Annotated in this window: 11 protein-coding genes and 1 tRNA gene; all 12 read right to left on the bottom strand. The window is 38.3% G+C overall.

From position 1 onward, the window contains the following. Positions 1–6: 6 nt before the first annotated feature. Positions 7–1,593: a histidine ammonia-lyase gene (gene hutH, locus JW794_05935; GenBank protein MBN2017649.1), complete on the bottom strand. Its 1,587-nt coding sequence runs from the start codon at positions 1,591–1,593 to the stop codon at positions 7–9. 2 nt (positions 1,594–1,595) lie between these two features. Further along, positions 1,596–2,288: a hypothetical protein gene (locus JW794_05930; protein ID MBN2017648.1), complete on the bottom strand. Its 693-nt coding sequence runs from the start codon at positions 2,286–2,288 to the stop codon at positions 1,596–1,598. Continuing rightward, positions 2,285–5,527, bottom strand: coding sequence for a T9SS type A sorting domain-containing protein (locus JW794_05925; protein MBN2017647.1), 3,243 nt, complete (start codon positions 5,525–5,527; stop codon positions 2,285–2,287). The genes JW794_05930 and JW794_05925 overlap by 4 nt, the downstream gene beginning before the upstream one ends. A 76-nt stretch (positions 5,528–5,603) precedes the next feature. Beyond that, on the bottom strand, positions 5,604–6,656 hold the full coding sequence (locus JW794_05920) for a PorV/PorQ family protein (GenBank protein ID MBN2017646.1): 1,053 nt from the start codon (positions 6,654–6,656) through the stop codon (positions 5,604–5,606). A 134-nt stretch (positions 6,657–6,790) separates the two neighbouring features. Then, positions 6,791–6,877, bottom strand: a tRNA-Leu gene (locus JW794_05915). Positions 6,878–6,920: 43 nt separating this feature from the next. Further along, positions 6,921–8,000: a tetratricopeptide repeat protein gene (locus JW794_05910; GenBank protein MBN2017645.1), complete on the bottom strand. Its 1,080-nt coding sequence runs from the start codon at positions 7,998–8,000 to the stop codon at positions 6,921–6,923. A 3-nt stretch (positions 8,001–8,003) separates the two neighbouring features. Continuing rightward, positions 8,004–11,522: a chromosome segregation protein SMC gene (gene smc / locus JW794_05905; GenBank protein MBN2017644.1), complete on the bottom strand. Its 3,519-nt coding sequence runs from the start codon at positions 11,520–11,522 to the stop codon at positions 8,004–8,006. A 20-nt stretch (positions 11,523–11,542) separates the two neighbouring features. Next, positions 11,543–13,279, bottom strand: coding sequence for a BamA/TamA family outer membrane protein (locus JW794_05900; protein ID MBN2017643.1), 1,737 nt, complete (start codon positions 13,277–13,279; stop codon positions 11,543–11,545). Positions 13,280–13,388: 109 nt separating this feature from the next. Further along, entirely contained in the window at positions 13,389–14,741 is a 1,353-nt protein-coding gene (locus JW794_05895; protein MBN2017642.1) for a DUF4139 domain-containing protein, read from the bottom strand. Continuing rightward, on the bottom strand, positions 14,738–15,370 hold the full coding sequence (gene udk, locus JW794_05890) for a uridine kinase (protein ID MBN2017641.1): 633 nt from the start codon (positions 15,368–15,370) through the stop codon (positions 14,738–14,740). The genes JW794_05895 and udk overlap by 4 nt, the downstream gene beginning before the upstream one ends. Before the next feature lie 48 nt (positions 15,371–15,418). Next, positions 15,419–16,318, bottom strand: a complete 900-nt coding sequence (locus tag JW794_05885) for a tyrosine recombinase XerC (protein ID MBN2017640.1) — start codon at positions 16,316–16,318, stop codon at positions 15,419–15,421. After that, positions 16,306–16,992, bottom strand: coding sequence for a 7-cyano-7-deazaguanine synthase QueC (queC, locus tag JW794_05880; protein ID MBN2017639.1), 687 nt, complete (start codon positions 16,990–16,992; stop codon positions 16,306–16,308). The genes JW794_05885 and queC overlap by 13 nt, the downstream gene beginning before the upstream one ends. Between the last annotated feature and the right edge of the window lie 32 nt (positions 16,993–17,024).

Raw genomic sequence — 17,024 nt, 5'->3', positions numbered from 1 at the left:
TTTATATTATAATTCGGTAGTAATTAGTCGAAGTGTTTTTTCAATGTCAATATATGCAACTTTATCCCTGTCCCAAAACTCAACTCCAGCTTCTCTCAACTTATGATAGATGCGGTAGGTTTTCTTTCCAAAAGTCTTTTCTGGATCACAATCTTTAAAATCAGAATCAATGCGAAGCCGCAAGTCAAGTGCCTGGCATGCAGTGATATATTCGATCGCAATGATCTTTCGAACATTCTCAAGAATTTCTCTGAACTGCCGTGCAGCAATCGTACCCATGGACACATGATCTTCAACATCCTCACTTGTAGGAATGGAATCCACACTTGCTGGATGTGCAAGTACTTTGTTTTCCGATACAAGAGCTGCTGCAGTGTATTGGAGGATCATAATACCGCTTTGTAAACCGGGTTCAGTTGTGAGCATGCTTGGCAGGCCATGACTGAGGAACTGCGATGTCAGTTTAAATATTCTTCGTTCTGAAATATTACCAAGTTCAGCAATTGCTATCTTACAAAAGTCACAAATCTGTGCAATGGGTTCTCCGTGGAAATTTCCTCCTGAAAACGCTTTGATCGGTCTGTCTGCATCAGGAATAATAAGCGGATTATCTGTAACCGCATTCGCTTCCCGTTCAATGATATTTTCAGCAAAGTCAAGGGTTTCTTTGATAGGACCGACAACTTGAGGGAAACACCGAAGCGAGTAGCTGTCCTGCACTTCAGATTTTCTCGAATCAATCAAAGCGCTTCCTTCAATATATTTCATTATCTTTTTTGCAATGTTGATTTGCCCTTTTTGTCTTCGTAGTTCATGGATTTTTGGTTGAAATGCATCCGATACACCACGAAGTCCTTCTAAAGATGCAGTAAAAATCTTAATCGCATTTTCAAGAAGAAGTTTTGCATCGATCATTGCAAGCGCAGCGATTGCTGTCATCACATTTGTGCCATTATTCAGAGCGAGACCTTCTTTAGCATCGAGAACAACTCTTTCGATACCTGCATTGTGCATGGCTTTCATACCAGAGATTGTCTTCACAGAATAATTATCGCGATCGGTATTTTCTTCAATGATCACACGACCGCTGTACTCTTCTCTTTCACAATCTTCTCCTCGTGAAAGAACGAGTATGATGTGAGAGATCGGTGCCAGATCTCCGCTTGCACCAACAGATCCCTGTGCCGGTACTGCAGGATGAATGCCTTTATTCAGCATTTCAATGAGGGTCTCAATCGTCGTCAATCTGATGCCGGAATATCCGCTTGATAAGGAATTGATCCTGAGCAGCATAGTAGCACGAACAACCTTTACGGGTAAGTAATTACCAACACCTGTTGAGTGGCTGATAATGAGATTACGTTGGAGTTCCTTTAATTTATCTCGCGAGATACGTTTATCTTTAAATGCGCCAAAACCCGTATTAACTCCATACACAACCTGATTCTTATTGATAATATCATCAACACATTTTCGGCATGTTTGTATCTTTTTCTTTGCTTCTTCAGTAAGAGCTACCCTTGCCTTTTGCGATGCAACGAGATCGATCTGTTCAAGCGTGACAGAAGTGCCGTCAATGAAGATCGTTTTCATTATCAAAATCGTTTCTCAAGAGAAAGGGTAAATCTCTGCTTCATGTAATCAAACCCACAATTGACCGAGAGAGTATTTTCTTCTGTAATTCCCTTGTTATATTTATGAACAGAATAAACAGCTTTTATCATACTTACAATACGATTAACCAGCATACCTGCAACGGTGAATTTAGAGATAATGAGATATTTATTTTTCTCGCGACGAAGTTCTCCGTAACGGTACCACACATCAGTTGAGCCCCAATCCCAGGCTGCATTTCCAATATAAAGATAGGTATCAAGAAATTGATCATACTCATCCTGAGTCCAGTTTCCATAATACAAGCCGTTTCGAGCGTATAGGTACACATAGTTGTTATATTCTGTACTTGAATAATAGTCCTGGAGCATTGTGTAGTAATCATCTTCGGTGTCTGTGAGATGAGTGCCTGAATATGCTTCGGCATATTTTTTATAATCGTTTTCAGCCCATTTTGCTTGTTCACGGAAGCTGTAATATCCCAGCCATAATAAGGTTTCTGCTGCAAGACTCGCCAAACCCGAAGCTGTGTTCTTTGCATAAAGTTCACCAGTACCGGGAACAGCCAGTGACATCAATGCAGCAAGAACCTTTGATTTACGTTGCTCAGCATTGACTATTGCTGTTGATAAAAGAATTAAAACAAGTGCAATGAGAATTATTTTATGTTTCATTTTGTGATTCCTATTTTTACTAATTCGCTTTTTCCACCGACTTTGACCATTGCAAAATACACACCTGAAGACACATTATCAATGGGCCATACATATTCATTATTAATATATGCGGTTACCTGTTGCTGATCGCTGAAAAGGATATCTGCAGCAAGATTGTATATTTTTATGGAGGAATTCGTGTCCATGTTTGACCGAACCCTTATTCTAACCTCTCCCGATTCTGCAGGATTCGGATAGGTAAGGATGGTAAAGGTCGCAGAAGAGTCCGGCTTGCCCTCAGAAATTGTCGTTACACAAGCTGTTCGAGCAGGTCCATTTTTATATCCATTCCAATATACATCAGATCCTGAAGGATCATTCTGGGTGAAGGAAAACATTTTCACAAGGGAATCTGAGACTGGAAGATAGAGGATCGATGATACCTCCTGCTGTGAAATTGAAGGTGACGCAAGTGCGAGACCGTTAGCAAAACTGTACATCGCCTGGATGGAACAAGTATTATCCATTGCCTGTGTCCAATTTGATGAAGTCGGGAGATACAATGAAATATCTTCAGCCACAAAGTTCTGTCCAATAATTGGAGTAACTGAAGCAGAATAGGAAGCATTATAAGGAGCTAACGGAGTTTTCTTGAGGAACGAACCATTTGGTTGAAGAACAACAATCCTGTGCTCATCGGTGAAAACGATATCATGGGTACCGTCATTATTCACATCACCAAGAGAAATGTTGGATGGGTTGGTCAATGGATAGGTCAAAGCATCAAAGATCTTTGTTAACGAGCCATCTGAAATATGATACACCGAACCTGTATTATCCTGTACATATATTCTTTGCAATTGAACGAAATCCTTCATGATACTTTCAACTATCGGATAATAATTACCAGCAGAGGAGGGAAGAGCATATTCATCGATAAGAGCTAATGACGTGTCGAAAACTGCTATGGTGTTAACATGTGTTAGTGTGATCAACTCTTTTGCAATTGGATCATATGCAATTGAGGTAATGTTCGTGTTTTCTTGTGATACAACAAATGGAGATCCATCATTGAACGATATTTTTTTCAAACCGAAATCGGATGGAACAATGATTAAATCATCGGAAATTTGAATAGGTGAGTCTGTTATCCATCGATCGAGTGTTATACCATAAAACGTGATTGGAGGATAATGCATGATATTAAAATCTATAAAGGAAAGTGAATCTTCCTGGCATGTTATGATATATTTCTTCGTTTGATTCCCGAACAGCATGAGTGGTTGTGTAAGCGGTTTTCGAAGAGTGCTTGAATAATCACCAAAAAGGTCGTCATGGATCATTATTAGTGAATCTGAGCCAGTGACAAGAATGTGTGATCCGAACATATCGTTTGTAAAATGCACCAGTTCATGATCAGGATTGAATTTTTTTACTGGTTTATAGGAAACAACATCATCATATGTTTGATATTGAAACGTAAAAGACATATTGACCGCATAATTGCCGATGTCATTGATTTCAAGCAAAGAGTTGATCGATTCATTACTGAATGAGTTTGGGAATGTATGAGGAGCTAGTTGATAATTGTGGAACCGGTTTGTATCACTCGGAGTCCAAGTGCCAGGTTTTGTTTTGAAGAAGGGTTCATAGCATGTTCCATAGGGGAAATAGGAGCTTGGATTACCGATGTCCTCGATACCATCTGCTTCGATCAGTTTTACTCCCCGTCGTGTCGAATTTGCATTTACCATATTCGCATCGAAACGTGTGAACCAGTCATCATCGATCCAAACGAGTTCATCATAGATAACATAATCATCAACATGCCATATGCACAGTCCACCGTTCGTCTCTGCTTCAAGATAAGGGTCGTATGTGGGAAGGAAATAATCGAACTCATGGTTGTTTTGTTCGGTTTCAGGATTCATCGGGTAGAGAGGAACGCGTCCGGTTATATCATCAACTTTAATAACAGGAGCTCCAAGATTATCAAGTTCAACTTCACGGTTTTCGATGAGAAAGTATTCCTTATTATTGATAGGGATTTTTACAAACTGAGGATGTACAGCATTAGGGAATTCTGCTGCTGAAACAGTGATCTCTGAGGGAGTTTCTACTGTAATAAATTTACCTGCATCTTCAAATTCATCTCCCCAGATCAGAATACGCGACCAAGCAGAGGGCAGCGTTGGCAGAACTGCTTCGATAACAAGAGAATCGGGTGGTGTTTGGAGAGTATCGATTAGTACTGCTGATCCGAAACCTCCGCTGTCCATGATGTCCCAATATCCCACAGCAGGATACATGTTTGAGGTGTCATAAAGATCTACAAAACCAAGACCATGACCGAATTCATGGAAAAGCTCCGCATTAATAGAACCGAACCCATAAATGTAATGATTATTTTTATAGAAATCCTGAGATATAGTTTCCGGAGAGTTACCTCCGGATTTTATAAAGTATGTGCTGTCATTTACAGCAATTGAGTCATCTCTAAGATGAAAATAACACGAAGGGATATCACAGGGAGTATCATAGAAAACATCATGCTGCCAATCTGAACCGGCATGAATGATCATGATATGGTTATATTCTGAAAAAATAATATCCGGAGTATATTCAAACTCTGTCGTGTCTGCTGTGGTGATCGCATCTTTAAAATACTGTATTAATCGATCGGATTTCAGGTCATAATCTTCAGTATCAGGCCAGTAATATGCCATTTGTTGAGGCATGCGATAGGAAGTATCTGCTTGATGCGGGAAGATCTTAAAATGGAAATTCTTCTCCTGTAAGGGATTGAAACTATTTAAAATACCAAGGCTCGCATCCTGATAGTAATACTGCATTGCTTTAACTGTCTGATGGTAAAAGGTCGAGTCATGAGGTGGAGAACCAATTGTTTGAACTGAATCTCTTACCCCATTGATCTCAAAATAATCCCATTCGCCAAAATCGAATGTGCCGTCCCCTGTTGTGTTTGGATCATCATCCGGGATAAAATCAATAAGAAGGATCAAGAGATTGACATCTTCGAAACCATCCTTTGATGGACTGACAAATTTTTCAGATAGACCATCTGAATTAAATATATTTTTTTGAACTTCATATGGAAGTTTCTGTAATTTCTCATGTCGTTTATGCATATCTTGAACGGGGAGCTTTTTAAACTGGTAAGAAGAAGTTTTTGAATGAAGTATAAACGGGATCATGAGAATCAATACCGAATAGGTGAGAGTTTTTAAAAATTTCATGCGTGACGTTCCACTATTATTTCTACTCTATCGTGTAGAATCAATATAAATATGGTTTATAGAGAATAAGCTTATTTTAGAATGATACACCTAGTGAGAAGGTCTTGTTATTCGCAGTGAGTTCACCGGCAGGCTGAAGCGCAAAGTCAAAGTAGAGTTCTTTATCTTTAGAGAACTCATAACTGATGCCACCACCAAAGGAGAAACCCTGTATATGACCAGCAACGTCGTTCACATATCCCACGCGGAGTGAGATGAGGTTATAGTACTTATACTCAACACCGATATTTTCGATCATTGAATCAAGTTCGTTTTTAAAGCCGTCATCACCCCAGGATGTAAAAATTCGTTTCCAGAGCGGATCAGTATTGACCATCATCTTGTTAATATCACCTGTAACAGTGAGTTTATTATATTTGTCATCAAAAATTCTATAAGAAAGACCCAGTTTGAGATTGAGAGGCATTGGCTGCTTTGATTCTGAGTTTGCATAACTCATATCAGGACCAAAATTCTGTATATTAACACCTAGATCGAGTTTTGGGATAAAGAGATTCTTTTTAAGAAGCCCGACATCAACGACAAATGTATAACCGGTTCCTTCAGCATCCATCAGTTCTTCAATCAAAGGTGCTAAACCGCTTATCACACCCTTCAGATTTATACCAATACCGAGATTCTCACTCAATTTTGTTCCATACGATCCGCCTACAGCGATTTCATAACTTGTGAATTTCTGCAACGGATCACCGGCAGCATTATATGCTTCCTGCTCTCCATAAGTCATGTATGTAATATTGAGTCCGACAGTTCCAATACCTTCGAAATATTGTGCATAGCCAAGATATTCATAATACATATCGTCGATCACATCTCCGAACCAGTTTGAATGCATAAGACCGAGTTCAGAATCTTTTTGGAAGGCAAGACCACCCGGATTCCACCAGGATGCAAAGCCGCCTTCTGCAATAGAAACATAGGAATGACCAAGTCCGTTGGGACGTGAGCCTGGTTCAATAAGTAAGAAAATACATGTTGCTTCTGAACCTGCAAAAGCATACTGTGAGAAAATTACAGTAAAAAAAACAATTAAAAGAAGCGATATGCCGAGTTTATTTTTTATTTTCATGATAAAAACTCCTTTTCATATTTAAAATTTCATGGGATAGTTCCTCAAAACGCGGTATAACCGTGTGAGGATCACGAGCTATGTTATTACCTAACAAATAACAATATATGTCACTCCTTCTATATATTTTTATCTGGTGCCGAAGGCCGGACTCGAACCGGCACGAACCAAGGTTCGCTGGATTTTGAGTCCAGTGCGTCTGCCAATTTCGCCACTTCGGCATGGCTAAAAGCTACGATGGTCGTATTTGATGTCAAATTATTTCTACCTGTTCAAATTGTGATCGATCGGTTTAAGCGTGTCTTCTCCTGTGCCAGTTTGAGCCTTGATAAGTTCAAGTTTTAAACGCAACAGTGCAGCCTTTTCAGGATCTGTCTCATTCTGTATCATGATTTGATAAATATAAACAAGTTCTTTTACAAGTCCGAGTTCTTCGTAAATCTGTGCAAGGAGCTGATAGTATTCATTTCTTTCATGTTGAGGAGCAGTTTCAATAATGTAATTGAGCGTATCTATTGCTTGAAGGAACTGGTGATTTGCGATAAGTCCATTTATGAACAATTCGTAAGTAGTTGATTTCAGCTTTGAATCCGGGTATCGGTTGAGTAGTGTGATTGTCGTATTAACCGTTTCTTCCCAGTTATTCTGAGTTTTATGAACGAGAGAGAGATTGTAATAAACGGAGTCGAGCCATGTACAATGAGGATAGGTGTCAATGATCGAATTGTATTCTTTAACCGCGGTAGGATAGTCAAGGATCGTCACATAATAGTTAGCCAGCTCAAACCGAAGTTTGGGAACTAAGGAACTTCTTGGGTATTTCTCTATAAATTTGAGATAAATCTCAGTCGGGTTTTTATATATACCAGAATAATAATTGCATTTTTCGATTTGAAGGAATGCCTCATCTTTTACCTTTAACGGACTATTAAAATAAATAAAACGAGTGTAATATAATTGTGCTTTTTGATACTCTTTTTGGGCGAAGTATATATTGCCGATTTCATATAAAGAACGAACTCCGAAATCGTCGAAAGGATAATCCTCATACGTTTGCTCAAGTATTGAGATCGCAGTTTCGATACTATCCAATGCAGCATAACTTTTACCCACAAGATACATAGCTTCAGCAGCAAAGAGATTACTCTTGTCCGTTTCTGCATATTCCAGTAATTTTTGAATTGCTTGATCGTACAACTTATTCTCAAAGCTATAAGAACCGTTTATAAAAAGTATAAATTTGTCGCTATTCTGATTATTATTCGAAACTGTATCAGGTTCCTGCTGTGCAAAGAGTATCATATGCATAATGAGTAGTAACAGCAGAATAATAATTTTTTTCATCATTTAGTCGAGTTTGACAGACACGATCTTCGAGACACCTTCTTCTTCCATGGTAATACCGTACAGATAGTCCACAGCTTCGATCGTTCGTTTATTATGGGTTATGATAAGAAATTGGGTATTTTCAGAAAACTTATTCACAAGTTTTAGGAACCTTCCAACATTTGAGTCGTCAAGCGGGGCATCGATCTCATCAAGAATGCAGAAGGGGCTTGGTTTTACCAGATAGATCGAGAAGAGAAGTGCAATGGCGGTTAATGCCTTTTCACCACTGGAAAGCAGAGTAATATTTGTGATCTTTTTTCCTTTTGGATTTGAATAAATTTCTATCTTTGAATTAAGAGGATCACCCGGATTTTCAAGTTTAAGAATACCTTTACCGCCGTCAAAAATCTCTTTGTAGATCATATCAAAATTCTTCTGGATGATCGTGAAGGTATTCATGAACATTTTCTCAGCAGTTTCATTAAGTTGTGAAATAGCTTCCTGGAGATTGGTTTTCGAATCAACAAGGTCTTGTCTCTGTTCGTTAAGGAATTCTAATCGCTTCTTCTGTGTTTCATAATCATTTATCGCTGCAAGGTTAATTGGTCCAAGACCTTCAAGCCGTTTTTCCTGTTTTTCACGATCTGCTATCAATTCAGACGTATTAAGGTTTTCATATTCCTCAGGTTTGTCATGGGAAAGATCATGATGATAGTGCTGTATGACATCATCTTTTAGGTGATCGATCTTGATTTTTGTTTCCTGGATTTTTAGTTCAACGTCACTCTTTTCACTGGAGAAAACATCCTTTTTAAACTCCAGTTCATGAAGCGTAATTTTTATCTCTTCCAGGACTTTCCTGATTGCATGAAAATCGTTTTCGATCGAAACATTGCTCTCTTTGAACTTATTCAGTTCGTCCAACTTCTCTTTAAAGGAAATCTCCAGTTTATCAGTCTCATTTTGGAGATTTTCGATATCCTGCTTAAGCGGTTCAATTGAATTTTGAAGTCTCGCCATCTCCTGTTCGTTTGAGAGTGCTGTTTCTTTAATTCGAACAATATTTTGTGTAATATATCCAATATCTTTTTCAAGCTTTGTTACTTCAATTTTCTGGTCGTTCAACATCTCATCGTGGCGGTATTGCTCTCGACGAGTTGTCTTCAATGTTGCCTGAACTGATTCGAGTTTTTTCTGGAGTTCTTCTTCTTCCTGCTCCGGAATCTCTGCAAGTTTCTCTTGAATATCCTTCAATCCTTGTGCAATTTCTGATTTTTGTTTTTCAAGTTTTGATAATTCCTCATGATTTTCAGCGACCAGATCTTTAAAATTATCCCGTTGAACTGAGATATTAACAAGTTGTTTCCGCTCTTTTTCTATTTGATCGGATGTTTGAGCAATCTCTTGTGAGAGGTTTTTTAGTTTGTTTAGTTTATCTTCTTTTTGATTTTGAATATCTTCAATTGATTTATGCGCTTGAGTATGTTTTTTATTTAGATTGGATATTTTTTTATCAAGTTCACTGAGTTCATTTTTTCGACTTAAAAGACCTTTTGATGAAGAGTCAATCCAATGAGTAGTTACAACACCATGATTAGAGAATAAAGCACCATCCCTTGTAATAAAATAGAGCAGATTTTCAGTATCCCGATATTGTGATACAAGTGAAAGTGCTGTTTGCAGGTCCTGAACAATATAGTAATTGTTGAAAATTTCGGGATGTACAAAACCTTTTTTAAGGGTAAGAACGTCAGTAAGAGGAATTGTTTTTTCGATTTGTGTGATTTTTGGTATTTTTTCAGAATGATGTTTTAGAATGATCTGTGAAGTTAGTTTCTGGTCCTTCAGATAGGTGAGTATTTCCTGAATGTCGTTTTCTTCACACACAGCTGAGAGAAGCATATTCCGTAATGCTTGTTCCACAAGCCCAATATACTCATCTTTCACAGAAATGGTCTCGGCAAGCGTTGTGATGTCTTTATGTTTGAATTTTTCCAGAATTGCTTTGGTGCCATCAGAATATCCGGCAAAATTACGTTCCCATTCAACAAGCTGTTGTTTCTCATTTTCCAGAGCTTTTATTTGCATTGTAATGTCATGGGACTCGTCTATAAGTGTCTGTTCGTCGGATTTTATTTTCTCGATGTCTTTCTCTAATAAATCTTTCTTTTCACTCAGTTTGTTAACAACAAGTGCATTATCTTTTTGTTTTTTCTCATGATCGGCAACCAATTCGCAGAATTTATTATATTTATTTGAATAATCGGTAATTTTTTCAGAAATTCTTCCAACTTGTTCTGCAATAAGATGCTGTCTGGTATCGAGTTCATTCTTTTGATTCAGGATTCTCTGTCTTCGTGATTGAAGCTCATTGATTTTATGATAGATCTCATCATTTTCTTTATAAAGTATGTTTACCTGATCTTTAATCTCTGATAATTTTTTCTCGATTGTTTCAGCTTGTTTCTTCTGTTCAACAAGTGCTTCTTTCGTTTCTTCAAGCTTTTGGTGTTCTTTTTCAAGCACATCAGAACGGGATTCTTTTTGCAGCTTTATTGCTTTTATACGCTCATGAGTATCTTCGAGTTTATTTTTATTATTTTCTATCTGTTGTTTATTCAATAAGGTTTGCTTTTCGTATGAATTAATAACATATTCGATTGATCGTTGCTTCGCCTGCTCGTTTTTTATCTTTTCTTCTATTGCGAGATGTTCGCGTTCTTTTTGTGTGAAGTCAGCTTCATACTTAGCAAGTTCCTTATTATTTTCAGTAATTTTCTTCTCCAATGCAAGGAATTTTTCATTCATTGGCACGAGTTGTTTGTGCAGCTTGAAAAAATTGATGCCTGCGAGTTGTATCTTGATTGTATTGATCGAGTTGTTCAGATTCTGATAGCGCTTTGCTTTTCCCACTTGATGGCGAAGCGAACCAACTTGATATTTGACTTCTGAGATGATATCATCCAACCGAATAAGGTCATTTTCTACTAGATTTAGCTTGTTCTCGCAGGTGCGCTGACTTTGATTATATTTCATGATCCCGGCAGCTTCTTCAAATAGGTATCGCTTATCCTCATCAGAGCTGTTTAAAAGGTCTTCGATCATTGATTGGTCGATAAAAGAGTAAGCTCGACGTCCCATACCTGTATCATAAAACAGATTAAGGATGTCTTTTAGGCGGCAGTTCTGATCGTTGATGCGATATTCACTTTCTCCATCACTATAAAGTTTTCGGGTGATCTTCACTTCTTCATATTCGATAGGAAGGATCTTCTTATCGTTTTCAATAATTATAGATACTTCTGTAAAACTATGTGCCGTTCGTTTGCGTGTTCCTTTAAAGATCACATCACGCATTGTGCCGCCACGCAATCTTCTGGCATTTTGTTCGCCCAGCACCCAGTGTATAGCATCTGAGATGTTCGATTTTCCACATCCGTTGGGACCGACAATTCCTGTCAGTCCTTTTGAAAAACTGAATTTTATTGGTTCACCAAAGGATTTGAATCCGACAATTTCAAGTTGAGATAATTTCAAATAAACTCCTTAATACTGTTTTAGAAACCTGTTTCCAGTCCAAAATGCACTGTACCCTGCAGCGGATTGGTCCATTTGCCATCCTGATAACCGATCCCGTAATCTATTTTGATAATACCGATTTTGCTTTTGAGACGAACTCCCAAACCAACACCGATCAAACTTTTATACTCTTTGCAATAACCATAATCGACGAATGCAAAAGCACGTGAATCACGTGATAGCAGGTATCTGTACTCAAAACTGATGATGCCGAATTTTGCTGATACAAATTGATTGTCAACAAATCCTCGCAAGCTTTCATACCCCCCAAACGTGAATTTATCATAGGATGAAAGTATATAATTCTTCGTGAAAATGAGCTTTGTAAGACCTTTCAAATAAATAACGTTATAATAATTTATAGGAATTACTACTTCTGCTTCCTCTGAAACGAGTTGCTCATAAGACTTTTTCGTTCTCCAGCGGATCGAGTAGCTTGTTGTGTTTTTATAACCCTTTCTTGGATTAATAACATAGTCCAGCTTATTTGTCTGGAACATTACTCCAATTCCATTACGCTCCATGCTTGCTGTATCCTCGATAGAGCTGCTGTACGTGTACTGAAGCCCGAATGTATTATAATTTTTCATGGTAAAGAAAGACGCGAATTGCACGTCTGTATTAACGTAAGTTGTATCAAAAGTTTTACGTCGTAAAGCAGCTTCAGCAGAGATCTGTTGCGAAAGAATGAATGGTTCATGGTATGCTATAAAAAACTCAGAAGATTTTGCTGTGAGTTTGTTCCATTTGAGTTGGACTTCCCGGTCTGTTCCAAGGATATTGAGGAATGAAAAATCGATGAATCCGGTCAATCGTTCCGAGAAAGGTTCATCATCTTTTGATGAAGCAAACCCAAGCACGCCCTGGAAATGACTCATACTTTTCTCTTTGATGGTAACCATTATCTGCCAGTCATTCACGGGCACTATTTCTACCGATTCTATATACTCTTTTTGAAGTAGATTTCGTCTTGCCTGCTCGATTTTTCTGGAATCATAGATCTCATTTTCCTGGAAATTGAGGATGAGCTTGAGCGTTTTATGCTTTGATACCTTATTCCCCTCAAATATGATATCAGATATCCTGACAAGCTTATTTTCACGAATGCGGTATGTAACATATAGCAAGTCTTCTTTTATGGTTAAGCTGTCTATCGAGACTTTACAGAAAGGGTATCCTTTTTCAGAATAGACTGTTGAGATGGTTTTTATGTCATTATTTGCCTTCTGGATGAAAAAGGGAGAGTTCTTACGCTGTGAGAGATAGGTCTTGAGTTTATCATCAGAAAAGTACCTATTACCTTCAAATGTTATACCACCAACTAAAAGACGTTTTCCTTCCTCGATATGTATTGTTATGTCAACGCCATCTCCATTATTTGAAGGGATAACTTCTGGCGGGGCTATATTTGTGAGGTACAATCCCTGTGCAAAATAGAGTTGCAGTATGTTCTCAATATTTCGATTCAGTGTTTCATATGAGAATTCATCTTCAGGATAGAGGTTGAGCGCTTGAATTATCTGAGTATCAGTGAAATGTGAATTTCCTGTGATTTCAATTGAATGGATAATCAGTTCCTGAGAATAGAGGGGTGAAACTGATAAAAGGATTGTATAAATGAGAAATACAATTCCAAATAGATATTTCTTAGACCATGAGCTCTTCTGAAGTACAATTCTTCCGCAATTTTCAACTATGATTATGGAACTATTCATTTATATATAGATTTAAAGAAATATGATATAAGTCAATATTTTTATTAAACCAAAATCTTTCGAATGGACAACGTCCTTCGCAATGGTTTAACCCCTGAGTTTCATTACATTAATACTTATACAACACCGTAAATCTAAAATTTACCTTATCTTCTGCAGGAACCTTAACGTCGAATTCAATTGTATATGCATCCTTCTTTGTGTAAGAAATATCCGATGAGGTGATCGACCAGTTCGTGCCGAGATTTTTAGTGATCTCTACCGTAACAGGATCATCTTTCTGGTTCCGGATCTCGCACTCGTATATTTCTTCACGGGATTTCTGACTTGGTCTGGTGCTTTCTAAAAGTACACATTCACCCTTAATATCAAAAGCAGTGCCAATTGTCAGTTCTACTTCCTCATTGCGGGGTGTATGTTCAATGTAATCCTCACCTACAAATTCAGCCGCATCACTATCCTGTGTCTTGAACATGCGTATCTTACCCATGGGAAGAGGAATGCCCAAACCCGATTTATCATCATTCTTGAATATAATGAGCACGGAAATATCATTGCCATAATTTGCATTGAAACGATATACTTTCTCAACCTTTACATCGGTCGGGTCAAACAGAGAAAGCTGCTTCTGCTGGTTGTTATTGATGTCGACAGCTTTGTTTTCCAGCGTATAAAGGTGATACTCAAAAAATTCTTTTTCTGTAATTTGCGGTTCTTCAAATCCACCATATCCTTCTGCCTTCATAAGATTATCACGAGGCATGGCTGGATATTGGGGAGCAAGGTTCACATCACCAGCCATAAGTTTAAGGGTTACATCGGTAAATGCTTTTCCTGAGTTATTGCTCAGTGAGATCCATGAAGACAGATTCAGCATTTTATCATCATTATCAAGAATGCCGACATACTGAGCATCCCAGGAAATACCGTTCGTGATGTAACTAAGTTTGCATGGAGTGTCACCGGATTTGTTTGAGAGTAATTCCCAATTCAGCGTTGGCCGTGTATAAAAATTCTGCGGCATTTCTGCGAGATCGACTGTCTGTATCTCATCCCGGTTTATCATATGAATACCGCTCATCGAATTCTCGATCACGACCGTATCATAATCAAAGGATTTCAGAATACCGCTATAGAAATCACCACTGATGACGACAACAGAGATGCTCTTATCCAGATATTTGTTTAAAATCTTACTTGTATTCGCCAGATCATACTCGAAATTTTGCATGGTGATCACAACTTTATCTGCTGAGCGAACCGGTTCGAGATGTACTGACGTTGGTTGAATGCCAGATGGGATGTCATCATAATCATATAGATTCAAACCTTTTTGTAACACGATTGAAAGTTCGCTTCGAACGGTTGCAAAGTTCTGATTATACACTGTCATGTCTGTGGCAGCAAGAACAAATGTGCCGACCAAAAGAAAACCAACCAAGGGTATGATATATTTTTTCATTTTTCCTCGCTTTCCTGTAAAATGTGTTTTATTTTTGATACGATCATATCGATCGCAATTCTGTTCATGCCACCTTCGGGCACGATAATATCTGCGTATTTTTTTGAGGGCTCCACGAATTCAAGGTGCATTGGACGGACTGTGTTCATATATTGTCCGTACACAGACTCAAATGTGCGACCTCGGTCTTTGATATCCCTCTTGACCCTTCGTAGAATTCGCACGTCAGCATCGGTATCCACAAAGATCTTAATATCCAAAAGATTCCTTAATTTCTTATTCTCAAAAACAAGAATACCCTCCAGCATGATCACTTTGTGCGGAGAGATGGGAATTGTCTGCTTTTTTCTTAAGTGGTTTGCAAAATCATATTGCGGCATATTAACGGGCACATCGTTCTTGAGATTTTCTAGATGCTTCATTAAAAGATTGGTGTCAAACGCATCGGGATGGTCGAAATTGATATTTTTCCGCTGTTCAAAACTGAGTTCATCATGCGATTTGTAATACGCATCCTGCTTGATGATGATGACATTCGGCTCATTAAGCTCTTCGATGATCCTCTCAGCGAGGGTCGTTTTTCCCGATCCTGTACCGCCCGCGATTCCAATAATTATATTTTTGCTCATAGTGCTTTCATATATATGTTTTGAATGATTTTGTTGTCAATTTTCAGATTATTTCCCATCACCGTGAGGGTGGGCTTTTATATATACTTCTTTCAACTTTTGCATTGAGGTGTGGGTGTATACTTCTGTAGATGTCAGATTACTATGACCGAGAAGTTCTTGAACAGAGCGAAGGTCTGCGCCATGATTGAGAAGATGTGTTGCAAAGGTGTGACGAAGTGTATGAGGACTGTAATTTTTTGATTTTTCTATGACTTTCAGGTATTTATTAACGATGTATCTGAGTTCATCCGAAGACAGGGGATTACCATTTTTGGAGACGAATACTTCCGGTACGTCACCATTTTTAAGAAACGAGCTGCGAACTTTAAGATATGTTTCCAACGCATCGATGGCATAGCTCCCCATTGGTATGATCCTTGTTTTTGCTCTCTTACCAAGGACTTTTATCTGCTTCTGTTTGAAGCTGACATCTTTGAGTGTCAAGCCTGCAAGTTCTCCGATGCGGATACCTGTGCTGTACAAAAGTTCGAGGATAGCGCTATTGCGAATGCCAAGAAGATCTTCTTGATCCGGAATCTTCAGCACAAAGCGCATGTCATTTTCTGTAAGGAAGGTTGCTGCATGTTTCTCAAATTTCGGGATCTTAACTTCAATAAGAGGATTATGATTTGTAAAACCATTTCGGACGAGATAAGAGAAGAATGCCTTTATAGAAATGACTTTTCTGGCGAGAGTTCGATTACCGTCTTTTTGCTCGGAAAGATGTTGGAGAAAATCCCTGAACATAGATTTTGTTATGTTGTCTATGCTTATATTTTCACTAGGAAAGAATTTTTTAATGAACTCGTTGAACTGTTCAACATCTCCAAGATAGGCACGAAGAGTATGTTTAGAATAATTCTGGGAAATAAGATATTTCTTATATTGTGCTATTACGTATTCCATTTGATGGGAATGTTATATGGTATTGGATCTTTGTATCCAGCTTTTTTGAATGCATTAATTCTCAGCATGCAACTTTCACAAATTCCGCATGCTTTATCCTCACTCTGATAACATGACCATGTGAGATGTAACGGCGCTTTCAGTTTGATTCCCAGCTGAACAACTTCAGCTTTTTTTTTATGAATGATCGGGATTTCGATCTCGGTCAATGTCTCTGGTTTTGTCCCTTCTTTAATTGCCACATTCATCGCAGTGAAAAAGGATTCACGGCAATCCGGATACCCGCTGCTGTCTTCCTCCATAGCGCCGATGAAGATTTTACTTGCCCTAATCACTTCTGCCCAGGATGTAGCGATCGCGAGTAAATTTGCATTTCGGAAAGACACATATGTTGAAGGGATTGAATTTTCGTTCGAGTTTTCAGGAATAGGCAGTGCTTCATTGGTAAGACTCGACCCACCGATTTGTCTCAAGTAGCCAATATCTATATCGAGAATATCTTTAATCTTATAATAATCAGCAATATCCCGGAATGCTTTTTCTTCACGAGTATCGGTTCGCTGTCCATAATTAATATGTAGCAAGCATACGTGATATTTTTTCTGTGCGATTGCAGTTACAACACAACTGTCAACTCCGCCGCTGAGAAGCACGATTGCCTTTTCTTTTTTCATGATACCCAAGTGTTTCTAAAGGTTTCGGCTTG

Source organism: Candidatus Cloacimonadota bacterium, assembly GCA_016932035.1.
Lineage (GTDB): Bacteria > Cloacimonadota > Cloacimonadia > JGIOTU-2 > JGIOTU-2 > Celaenobacter.
Note: the sequence above shows the minus strand (reverse complement) of the source record. Positions and strands in the feature narration are given on the sequence as shown.

What these genes read in the sequence shown, in the direction of transcription:
- JW794_05920 (MBN2017646.1), bottom strand. Translation starts at nt 6,656, where the DNA reads ATGAAAATAAAAAATAAACTCGGCATATCGCTTCTTTTAATTGTTTTT.
- JW794_05895 (MBN2017642.1), bottom strand. Translation starts at nt 14,741, where the DNA reads ATGAAAAAATATATCATACCCTTGGTTGGTTTTCTTTTGGTCGGCACA.
- JW794_05885 (MBN2017640.1), bottom strand. Translation starts at nt 16,318, where the DNA reads ATGGAATACGTAATAGCACAATATAAGAAATATCTTATTTCCCAGAAT.
- udk (MBN2017641.1), bottom strand. Translation starts at nt 15,370, where the DNA reads ATGAGCAAAAATATAATTATTGGAATCGCGGGCGGTACAGGATCGGGA.
- JW794_05925 (MBN2017647.1), bottom strand. Translation starts at nt 5,527, where the DNA reads ATGAAATTTTTAAAAACTCTCACCTATTCGGTATTGATTCTCATGATC.
- hutH (MBN2017649.1), bottom strand. Translation starts at nt 1,593, where the DNA reads ATGAAAACGATCTTCATTGACGGCACTTCTGTCACGCTTGAACAGATC.
- JW794_05900 (MBN2017643.1), bottom strand. Translation starts at nt 13,279, where the DNA reads ATGAATAGTTCCATAATCATAGTTGAAAATTGCGGAAGAATTGTACTT.
- JW794_05930 (MBN2017648.1), bottom strand. Translation starts at nt 2,288, where the DNA reads ATGAAACATAAAATAATTCTCATTGCACTTGTTTTAATTCTTTTATCA.
- JW794_05910 (MBN2017645.1), bottom strand. Translation starts at nt 8,000, where the DNA reads ATGAAAAAAATTATTATTCTGCTGTTACTACTCATTATGCATATGATA.
- queC (MBN2017639.1), bottom strand. Translation starts at nt 16,992, where the DNA reads ATGAAAAAAGAAAAGGCAATCGTGCTTCTCAGCGGCGGAGTTGACAGT.